Annotated in this window: 1 protein-coding gene; it reads left to right on the top strand. The window is 48.7% G+C overall.

Features of this window, described 5'->3' with window-relative positions; all coding sequences use genetic code 11:
- Positions 1-183 precede the first annotated feature (183 nt).
- Entirely contained in the window at positions 184-1,818 is a 1,635-nt protein-coding gene (locus ACTHS4_RS11530) for a vWA domain-containing protein (RefSeq protein ID WP_440365966.1), read from the top strand.
- Positions 1,819-1,841: the final 23 nt, after the last annotated feature.

Raw genomic sequence — 1,841 nt, 5'->3', positions numbered from 1 at the left:
AGAAGGTGCTCATGGAAAATCCCCTAAATGTCTTGGTGGGAATTTAGGGGATTTTGGGGAATTTTGCAAAGGTCTCACATTAAAATTCAAAAAAAGTGACTCAGCACCAGCGTTAACTCTGCTAATACACTGCCATCAACACTTTTAATAATCAGCATGTGATATTTCCCAGGAGCTTAAATCATGCCCCGTTTCTTCCTGAAAACCATTTCCATACTCACTTTAGCGGCTTTGACTGCGTGTTCCGGTCCTCTCGACCGATCAGACTCGTCAACCGAAAATCTTCAGGGCGCACCGGAATCAGCATTGCCTGCTGCTGCCGTTGCTGAAGAAAATCTGTCTCTTGCAGAAAACACTGAACGCTACCAAGACCAACCCGACCAACCGGTCAAATCCGTTGCTCAAGAACCCGTTTCCACATTTAGCATCGATGTCGATACCGGTAGCTACGCCAACGTCCGCCGATTTCTGAACAGCGGCAAACAGCCGCCTAAAGATGCTGTACGGATTGAGGAAATCGTCAATTACTTCCCTTATAACTATCCGCTGCCTACTGACGGCCACCCATTTGCCGTTCACACTGAAACCATTGATTCTCCATGGCAACCGGAAGCCAAGCTGATCAAAATCGGTATCCAAGCACAAGACACAGCAAAGAAAGATCTGCCGCCTGCCAATCTTGTGTTCCTCGTGGACGTATCCGGCAGCATGGATGAAGAAAATAAACTTCCGTTGGTTCAAAAAACGCTGCGTATCTTGACCCAACAATTACGTCCTCAGGACAAGGTTACCCTGATTACCTATTCATCAGGCGAAGAGCTGGTGCTTCCACCCACATCAGGTTCAGATAAAGAAACCATCCTACAAGCCATCGACAAACTGAAAGCCGAAGGCTCGACTTCGGGCGAATCCGCTTTACGCATGGCCTACGAAGAAGCGCAAAAAGCCTTCGTACCCAACGGCATCAACCGTATCCTGCTGGCAACCGATGGCGACTTTAACGTTGGCGTATCTGATACCGAAACGCTCAAATCCATGGTTGCCGAAAAACGAAAAACCGGCGTTTCACTCAGCACGCTAGGATTCGGTACGGACAATTACAACGAAGACATGATGGAACAAATTGCCGATGCAGGCGACGGCAATTACAGCTATATCGACAATGAAAAAGAAGCGAAAAAAGTTCTGCAGCAGCAACTGACTTCCACGCTTGCTACCGTTGCGCAAGATGTCAAAATCCAAGTCGAATTCAATCCTGCCACTGTCAAAGAATACCGCTTGGTCGGCTACACCAACCGCACCCTGCGCAATGAAGACTTCAACAATGACAAAGTAGATGCGGGCGATATCGGCTCAGGCCACAGCGTGACCGCCATCTATGAAATCATTCCGACAGGCAAAAACGGCTGGCTGAACGAATCACGCTATCAAAAAGCCCCAGCCCCAGCCGCCAAAGGCAGTAAAAACGAATACGCCTTTGTCAAAGTACGCTACAAACTGCCTGGGGAAAAAGACAGCAAGCTGATGGAACAAGCAATTCCCGTTGGCAGCAAACCGCTGGAGCAAGCCGATAAAGACACCCTGCTCGCCCTTGCCGCAGCTTCCTATGCCCAAGCCCTACGCGGCGGCGAATACAACGGCAAACTGAGCTGGAGCGACATTGAAAAAATGGTACAGAAAATCCAAAGCGACGATCCGTTTGAGCTGAAATCGGAATTTCTCCAATTGGTACGCATTGCCGCCGGTAGCGAAAAGAAATCAGGTCGAGACCTTTGCAAAATTCCCCAAAATCCCCTAAATTCCCACCAAGACATTTAGGGGATTTTCCATGAGCACCTTCT

Source organism: Neisseria sp. P0014.S009 (genome assembly GCF_051958155.1).
Lineage (GTDB): Bacteria > Pseudomonadota > Gammaproteobacteria > Burkholderiales > Neisseriaceae > Neisseria > Neisseria flavescens_C.
Note: the sequence above shows the minus strand (reverse complement) of the source record. Positions and strands in the feature narration are given on the sequence as shown.

Excerpts from the sequence above, each read along its gene's own strand:
- ACTHS4_RS11530 (WP_440365966.1), top strand. The coding sequence starts at position 184 with ATGCCCCGTTTCTTCCTGAAAACCATTTCCATACTCACTTTAGCGGCT.